Here is an 8,349-nt window from a genome sequence, read left to right on the forward strand (position 1 = left end):
GGCCCGGATACGTGCTCAGCGTATTGATAAAGTCATAAACACAGCAAAAGGATACATTGGCACACCTTATAAATGGGGTGGTACCTCAAGGTCTGGCATAGATTGTTCGGGTTTATTGTGCAATTCTTTTAGAATCGCTAACTACAATCTACCCCGAACCTCAGACGCTCAAAGCAAAATAGGTAAGAAGGTGAAGAAAAATAAGCTGCAACCGGGTGACCTGGTATTCTTTGCCACAGGTAAGAAAAGAAGAAAGGTAACTCACGTAGGCCTAGTCACTGAAGTAAAGGGCGGTAAAGTCAAATTTATACATAGCTCCAGCTCTCTGGGCGTAGTAATTAGCGACATGGATGTAAAGTACTACAGAAAGAGATTTAGAATGGGGCGTAGGCCTTTTTGATTAGGTAATTTTTAATATATTTGCAGACCTCAAACGGGGAATTAGCTCAGTTGGCTAGAGCGCTACACTGGCAGTGTAGAGGTCACCGGTTCGAATCCGGTATTCTCCACCAAACGAAGCCCATCAATTATTTGATGGGCTTTTTTCATTCAGGAAACTCCCTCACCGATTGACATCAATAAACAACTCACTAAAAATTTAATTGTAACTTTTTTAAACAAAGTTATAACTGTTTAATTCACATGCACTTAATGAGATAAATATGAAAAATAGTTGTGCTTTACAGTGAATCTGTTGTATATAATTACTATATTTTCGGTTATTCTAAGCCTGACTTCAGGCTTTTATTTTTATTTATGCATAACAATTAACAAATTTACGAGCATCAAAGTGGGTTTTACGTTCTATGGCAAAGCTGAAAAACATAATTAAACAACTTTCCAACAGAGATTTCCAGGCAATTCATGATTCGCTTATTGATAGTAGCGCGGATAAGTCTGCCTATCTGTTGAAAGCAATTAGGGAGCGTCAGCTTTCAGATACTAAAATTATGCAGGAGCTTGGTGTAAATACCAATGCCTATTACACCCTACGATCAAGGCTCAATCAAAAGATAGAAGAACATTTGCTCCAGCAGATGGAAAGTCCGAGGACGGATATTCTCAAAAAGGTGGCTAACATCAATGAGATTATTTTTACTAAGAAAAGAGCCATTGCCGTTGCTACACTGAAAAAGCTTGAAAAGGAACTTCTTGACTACGACTTGTCCAACGAGCTGACGATAGTATATAAGTCATTAAAGAAGCTTCACATTAACTCTCCGGAGCATTTTAGCTACTCTCAATTATACAATAAGCACGTAGCGTATACATTGGCGGTAGATAAAGCGGAAGATATTCTGGCAGAATATTTTAAAAAATACGGTTATTATACACTATCTGGAGACGAGACTGACAAACTGGAGCTTACGCTACTTCTTAAGGAATTAAGAAATGTAAAAGACCTTTATGAGTCGCACAGATTATATGTATACCATAGTTGTGTAACGATATTTCACAGGCTCTTTGTCGATGAAGAAGATGATAATCTTGACGATGACCTGGAGCCTATCGAAGATATTCTTGATAAGGTTCAGGAAATTTTTGATAGCTATGAGCTTGACTCAATTTACTACCATTTAAATCTTGTATTCGAATTTTTAAAGCTCGAGTACTATAACCATCATAAGATATACAGAAAAGCTGAGAAGTTTTATGAGGAGGTAAACGATGCAGTAGATAACCTACTGACTAATTACGCACTTTATACTTATCCTGCTCAGTTTTTGGTTACGAAAATGGAGCGTCACCTGAGGTTGGGTACCGAAAAGGAAATCTATGATGAGGTAGAAGGCATGTTTCAGGATTTTGAAGTAGACAAGGAGGATTTACCTACTTTTCTTACTTTCTCGATCTTTAGAGCACTTTCGTGCTACTATGTGGGTAACTATGAAGAAGCGAGCAAATGGCTCAACGGTCTCATGAATGAAACGGCTCTTAAGAAATACCCATATATGCTAGTGGAGCTTAAAGTATTGCTAGCGCTACAGTATTGCCTCCTGAGTGACTATGATCTGTTTAACCAGCTTATCAATAGCGTACAGCGCCAGGTAAGACTTCTTGGCAAGGAAAAGTGTGAGCACATTATACAGCTTACCAAAATATTGAAAATAGCGATCAGCGAAATCAAGAAAAACAAGCCAGAAAAGATCAAAGCTATTATCGATAAGTTTCCAAGGACGAAAACTACCTATTTTGCACCTACATTGCTTATTAAGAAAAACGAGGAGTTTATTACGAGGCTTTGCTCTAGAGATAAATAGAAAGAAATCTGAAAAAGATATTGATACAAAAAAAGAGCCTCATTTGAGGCTCTTTTGCTTTATAAGTAAATAATGTATTTAACTGCTTTGCACTGAAATTTATGCTGTACCCAGCTCAGTGAATTCTATTTTCTAAATTTCTAATTTGGCCAAGTTGTCTTGAGATAACGGCTTGTTGATGTACTGCTTTACATTATATTTTTTTGACTTATGCACATCCTGAGGGTTTATCGAAGAAGTAAGCATAACGATACTACACTTCTTTCGTGTCTCCTCAGATAGTTTGCCAAATTCGTCTAGAAACTGAAAGCCATCCATTAAAGGCATATCAATATCAAGGAAAATGATGTCTGGCAAAATGCTGTCGGCAAGTTCTTCAATCTTTTCGATGTTTTTTAGAAACTCAATAGCACTTTTTGCACCAGTATGTGTATAGATGTATTTAGTAATATCAGCTGCTTCAATCATTTTCTGATTAATGAGGTTATCTATCTCATTATCATCGATTAACATCACTGAATTATATTTTTTTGAAGTATCTGACATTATTTTACCCTTTTTTATATCGATGCTAAATATAAATCTTAACGGAGTAATAACAAAATCAACTTTATAAATGGATTTTAATATAGATGTAAGGTATTATCAAATCGCTAGATAAATACAGTTATCATAAAAAAAGAAAGGCAACACTATTGTGTTGCCTTTTATCACTTTAAGCCTTAATAAGGGCTATTATAGATCAAACTTTATACCTTGTGCAAGTGGTAACTCAGTACCGTAATTGATGGTGTTAGTTTGTCTTCGCATGTATACTTTCCATGCATCAGAGCCAGACTCACGGCCACCGCCAGTCTCTTTTTCACCACCAAAGGCACCGCCAATTTCTGCGCCTGAAGTACCGATGTTTACGTTAGCTATACCGCAATCAGACCCAGCCTGAGATAAGAATTGTTCCATCTCTCTCATGTGTGTAGTCATGATGGCTGATGATAGTCCCTGAGCCACACCATTTTGCAACTCAATTGCTTCATCGATAGTATCGTACTTCATGATGTAAAGAATAGGAGCAAAAGTTTCGTGCTGTACAATTTGCATTTCATTGCTTGCCTCAGCAATCACTGGTTTTACATAGCAACCAGACTCGTAACCTTCGCCTTCAAGTACACCACCTTCTACAATTATGTTTCCACCTTGCTCTTTCACCTGATCAAGGGCAGATAGGTACATGTTTACAGCGTCTTTATCGATAAGTGGTCCTACATGATTATTTACATCGAGAGGATTTCCAATCTTCAATTGCTTATAAGCACCTGTAAGTTTTTCTTTTACTTCATCGTATTTACTCGAGTGGATGATCAATCTTCTTGTAGAAGTACATCTCTGTCCGCAAGTACCAACAGCACCAAACAACGCACCGGTGATTGCCACATCGAGATCAGCATCTTTAGAAATGATGATGGCATTGTTACCACCAAGCTCCAATAATGACTTACCAAGTCTGGCACCAACAGCAGCACCTACTTTTTTACCCATTCTGGTAGAACCAGTGGCAGAAACCAATGGTACACGTGTGTCATTAGAAATAAGCTCACCAATTTGGTAATCACCATTCACAAGGCAAGAAACGCCTTCCGGCACATCATTTTCAGCAAATACTTTATTGATTATATTTTGACAAGCTACACCGCATAAAGGTGTTTTTTCAGATGGTTTCCAGATACAAACATCACCACATACCCAGGCCAGCATCGTATTCCAGGACCACACAGCTACCGGGAAGTTAAAGGCAGAAATGATACCTACTACACCAAGTGGATGATACTGTTCATACATTCTGTGGTTTGGTCTTTCTGAATGCATGGTAAGACCATGTAACTGTCTGGAAAGGCCAACTGCAAAGTCGCAGATGTCGATCATTTCCTGCACTTCGCCAAGTCCTTCCTGATAAGATTTTCCCATTTCAAAAGAAACAAGCTTACCTAGAGGCTCTTTATATTTTCTTAACTCCTCACCAATTTGTCTTACCACCTCACCACGTTTAGGCGCTGGTACTGTTCTCCAGGATTTAAATGCTTCTTGAGCTGTTTTTACAACTTCTTCGTACTGCTCAGGAGTGGTAGAGCTTACTTTACCGATTAGATTACCATCTACCGGAGATAAACTTTCTAAAATATCTCCTTTACTATCGAGCCAGTTGCTCCCTGTAGAGGTTCCGCTATTTGTTTCTTTAAGCCCTAATTCGCTTAAAGCTTCTTTTATGCCAAATTGATCGTTATTCATAGTCTGTTTGTTTGTGGAGTGCAAAACTATAAAATAGTATGCAACCGATTGTAATCGAGTTGTAATAAATGAGTTACATTCGACTATGAATATGGAAGTGTCAGAAAAATCAGATTTACCAGTCCATACCAAAGAGGCCTCGCTCACCATCGAGATATTGCCCTTCGACTAAGATGCCCCCCTTTTTGTTGGCCAAAATGTTGTTGAGATCCTGAATGCTGGTGACTGATAGTTTATCTATTTTGGTAATAATGAAATCTTCTTTAATGCCGGCTGCCTGCCACTTGCCTTCTTCAACTTCTGTGATTTTAACACCATAAGTAAGATCATAAGCTTCAAGCTCTTCAATAGTCAGATTTTGGAAAGTGGCTCCTTCAATTTCATTGGCAAATGTGTTTTGAGTAACTGCTGCATTCCCTTCAAAATCTTTTAGAGTGGCCGTTACATTATTTTTATCAGCACCTCTCATGTAAGTCACTCTTACATCATCTCCGGGTCTGTTGCGAGCTACTAGCTCTTGCAATTCAGAGACATTGTTTACAGAGAGCCCATTAATAGCAATGATCACATCACCTTGCTCTAGACCTGCCTCACTGGCCGCACTGTTTTCATTTACCTGACTTACAAATACGCCATTTACTACGCTTAGATTATTCATCTCAGCAAGTCTTGCGTTTACATCGCCAATTCTAATACCTAAAAGACCTCTTTTAACCTCTCCAAATTCCAGAAGGTCGTCAATTACTTTTTTGACTAAGGATACAGGTACTGCAAATGAATAGCCCGTGTAATTGCCTGTGGGAGTAGCAATGGCTGTGTTTATTCCAATCAGCTCACCTTTTAGGTTCACCAATGCGCCACCACTGTTTCCCGGGTTTACAGCTGCATCTGTTTGTATGAAAGATTCTATTTGTAGGTTGTTTTTATCTCTAAGTATGCCAATGTTTCTTGCTTTGGCGCTTACAATGCCTGCAGTAACTGTTGAATTGAGTTCAAATGGATTACCCACTGCCAGTACCCATTCACCATGTTTGAGGTTGTCAGAATCTCCGTATTGCACAAAATTTAAATCTGCAACATTTATTTTGATAAGCGCCAGGTCTGTGGTAGGGTCGGTGCCTATTATTTTGCCAAAATAGCTTCGATTGTCATTTAGCACTACCTCTATTTCACTGGCATCTTCTATAACATGATTGTTTGTTACGATATATCCATTATCTGAAACAATTACCCCAGAGCCTGATGATTGAGATGGGTTTCTAAAAAAACCTTCCAATGGATTTATACTTTTAGTGCCGCCACTATAGACGGCTCGTATATGCACCACTCCTGCAATAGCTTTTTCAGCGGCATTTACAAAGTTGAGACCTTTAGGTACAATGACACTCGATGTGTCATTAAACCTTGTGAGTGATACCTGCTGTTGCCGCTGTGTTATACTTGTAGTCTCCGCTGGCATATCATCTTTCATGACCGAAAAAATGATGATAGCAGCTATCGTTGCGCTGAAAAATGAAGTAAGGACAATAACAGATAAAAGCGATCTCTGGCTCATAGGAATTAGTTTTAGTAGTGATATAACGGATGCCAAACAATTTCTGTTTGGATAATGACTGTTATTCCTTTTCTTCTAGCAGCTTTTTAAGCTCATTGAGCTCATCTCTCAGTTTGGCGGCTTCCATGAAGTTTAACTCCTTGGCCGCTTTCTCCATTGATTTCTGCGTTTTAGCAATCATTTTGGTAAGACCTGGTTTATCCATGTAGGCTACAACCGGGTCTGCAGCCACTGTATGCTCTTCTTCAACATAGTAGTTTTTAGTGCCTGTTTTTCGATCTGCCACTTTGGTTTGGTTAAGAATAGCATCTTTAGATTTGGCAATAGTCATTGGAGTGATGTTGTACTCTTCATTGTAAGCCATTTGGATGCTGCGTCTTCTATTGGTTTCGTCAATCGCATTTTTCATCGACTCGGTAGTTTTATCAGCATACATAATTACTTTACCATTTACATTTCTTGCTGCCCGACCGATGGTTTGTATCAAAGATCTCTGATTTCTCAAAAAGCCTTCTTTATCTGCATCTAAAATTGCTACCAAAGAAACTTCAGGTAAATCAAGCCCTTCTCTTAATAGATTTACACCCACAAGTACATCAAATATACCTAGTCTTAATTCTCGCAGAATTTCTACACGCTCAAGTGTATCTACCTCACTATGAATATAGCGGCATTTTACCCCGGCACGCTCAAGAAATTTGTCCAGCTCTTCTGCCATGCGTTTAGTCAGAGTCGTTACTAAGACGCGTTCTTGCTGTTTTATGCGCTCGTCAATTTCTTCGAGTAGGTCATCTATCTGATTCTGGCTTGGTCTTACATCTATTGGCGGATCGAGTAAGCCTGTTGGTCTGATTATTTGCTCTACGATTACTCCTTCAGACTTTCTCAGCTCATACTCAGATGGGGTGGCACTCACATACACCACTTGATTGAGCATAGACTCAAACTCATTAAAAGTGAGAGGTCTGTTGTCTAATGCTGAAGGAAGTCTGAAACCAAAATCTACAAGATTTACTTTTCTGGATCTATCACCACCCCACATGGCGCGTACCTGAGGCACGGTTACATGACTCTCATCAATAATCATGAGGTAGTCGTCCGGGAAATAATCTAATAGACAGAAAGGTCTTGCACCAGGTTTTCTTCTATCAAAATACCTCGAATAATTCTCAACGCCTGAGCAGTAACCAAGTTCGCGCATCATCTCAATGTCAAACTCGGTACGCTCTTTAAGTCTTTTGGCCTCCAGGTGGCGCTGCTCAAGCTTAAACTGATCTAGCTGAGCCATGAGGTCATCCTGAATCTCATGTATGGCCTGATGTAATTGGTCTTTGCCGGTTACGAATAAGTTGGCAGGGAAGATCGTAATGGCGGTTTGGTCTGAGATTTTTGTGCCGGATTCAGGATCTATCATTTGGATAGCCTCAATTTCATCACCCCAGAAAATCACTCTATAGGCAAAATCACCGTATGCAATAAAAATATCGACTGTGTCTCCTTTTACTCTGAAGTTTCCTCTTTTAAATTCTGCGCTTGTACGATTATATAAAATATCAACCAGAGAGAAGAGTAGCTTATTTCTAGGGATAGTTTCCCCAACACGCAGTTTGATTACGTTATTTCCAAATTCTTCAGGATTACCAATACCATAGATACACGAAACGGAAGCGATTACGATTACATCTCTGCGACCAGTCAGTAGTGATGAAGTAGCGCTAAGTCGTAATTTCTCAATTTCTTCATTTATCGAAAGGTCCTTTTCAATATACAAATTGGAGTTTGGTATAAAAGCCTCTGGCTGGTAATAATCGTAATACGATATAAAATATTCGACTGCATTTTCAGGAAAAAAACGCTTAAACTCACCGTATAGCTGAGCAGCCAGGGTTTTATTGTGGCATAATACAATCGTGGGCCTATTGACCCTGGCAACTACGTTGGCCATTGTAAATGTTTTACCCGTACCTGTAGCTCCCAGGAGTGTCTGAAATGGCTCCCCGGATTCCAGCCCTTCAGAAAGTTGCTCGATGGCAGCTGGTTGGTCACCGGTGGGTACGTATTCGCTTGAAAGTTTAAAATCCATAGGCTGGTCTAAGTTCCACTCAATGTAATATTTACTGTCAAATCTAAGGTTTTAAGCCTCCTAATTGTTTCGCAGGAGCATCTTTTTATGTGTAATCTATCAATTTGAAGACAGATTTTAAAATGAACTTATTGCTGTCTAGATGCTTACGAATTATAAGAATTCTG

The 8,349-nt window shown here is 39.1% G+C and carries 6 protein-coding genes and 1 tRNA gene; 3 read left to right on the forward strand and 4 right to left on the reverse strand.

Annotated features, from left to right (window positions below; translation table 11 throughout):
• The 3 genes from E1176_RS10325 to E1176_RS10335 form a co-directional block, all read left to right on the forward strand.
• The coding region (locus E1176_RS10325; RefSeq protein ID WP_155210531.1) for a C40 family peptidase at positions 1-400 on the forward strand (400 nt) is incomplete at its 5' end.
• A gap of 35 nt (positions 401-435) precedes the next feature.
• Positions 436-512, forward strand: a tRNA-Ala gene (locus E1176_RS10330).
• Positions 513-806: 294 nt separating this feature from the next.
• Positions 807-2,261 (forward strand): hypothetical protein, encoded by a 1,455-nt coding sequence (locus E1176_RS10335; protein ID WP_155210532.1) that lies wholly within the window; start codon positions 807-809, stop codon positions 2,259-2,261.
• A 132-nt stretch (positions 2,262-2,393) separates the two neighbouring features.
• Here the strand turns inward: E1176_RS10335 and E1176_RS10340 are convergent, their stop codons facing one another.
• The 4 genes from E1176_RS10340 to uvrB form a co-directional block, all read right to left on the reverse strand.
• Positions 2,394-2,807 carry a response regulator gene (locus tag E1176_RS10340; protein ID WP_155210533.1) on the reverse strand — a complete coding sequence of 138 codons (414 nt, stop codon included), beginning with the start codon at positions 2,805-2,807 and terminating at the stop codon, positions 2,394-2,396.
• Positions 2,808-2,996: 189 nt separating this feature from the next.
• On the reverse strand, positions 2,997-4,544 hold the full coding sequence (amaB, locus tag E1176_RS10345) for an L-piperidine-6-carboxylate dehydrogenase (RefSeq protein ID WP_155210534.1): 1,548 nt from the start codon (positions 4,542-4,544) through the stop codon (positions 2,997-2,999).
• A gap of 115 nt (positions 4,545-4,659) precedes the next feature.
• Positions 4,660-6,099, reverse strand: coding sequence for a trypsin-like peptidase domain-containing protein (locus tag E1176_RS10350; protein ID WP_155210535.1), 1,440 nt, complete (start codon positions 6,097-6,099; stop codon positions 4,660-4,662).
• A gap of 61 nt (positions 6,100-6,160) precedes the next feature.
• Positions 6,161-8,182 carry an excinuclease ABC subunit UvrB gene (gene uvrB / locus E1176_RS10355; RefSeq protein WP_155210536.1) on the reverse strand — a complete coding sequence of 674 codons (2,022 nt, stop codon included), beginning with the start codon at positions 8,180-8,182 and terminating at the stop codon, positions 6,161-6,163.
• Positions 8,183-8,349: the final 167 nt, after the last annotated feature.

Origin of the sequence: Fulvivirga aurantia, from assembly GCF_009711475.1 — a bacterium.
In the GTDB taxonomy this organism is placed as follows: Bacteria; Bacteroidota; Bacteroidia; order Cytophagales; family Cyclobacteriaceae; genus Fulvivirga; species Fulvivirga aurantia.